A 345-nucleotide genomic window follows, 5' to 3' on the forward strand; every position below is an offset into this window, starting at 1 on the left:
AGACCTCTTGGGGGAACAGACCGATGTGGCGATCCGCACCGGGCCGCTGGCGGATTCGCAGTTGATTGCCCGCAAGCTCGGGGAAACCCGTGGCGTTGTCGTTGGCTCCCCGGCCTACCTGGCTCGCTGTGGCGTACCGCAGACCCCGGAGGATCTGGCCGCGCACCACCTGCTCGGTTTCGACTACGCGCGGGCCGTGCCGGGCTGGCGCCTGGGCGCGGCGGGCGAGAGCCAACTGCTGCAGCCCAATGGCCGGGTGCAGGCCAGCGACGGCGAAGCCTTGCGCCATCTGGCGCTACACGGTGCCGGGCTGGCGCAACTGGCGGCTTTCACCATCGCCGATGA

At 70.1% G+C, this 345-nt stretch carries 1 protein-coding gene; it reads left to right on the forward strand.

Annotation, left to right across the window (positions count from 1 at the left end; genetic code table 11):
* On the forward strand, positions 1-345 hold a 345-nt coding region (locus F6S12_RS33195), incomplete at both ends, for a LysR substrate-binding domain-containing protein (RefSeq protein WP_315870045.1).

It is taken from the genome of Pseudomonas sp. JV245A (assembly GCF_032424515.1).
Lineage (GTDB): Bacteria > Pseudomonadota > Gammaproteobacteria > Pseudomonadales > Pseudomonadaceae > Aquipseudomonas > Aquipseudomonas protegens.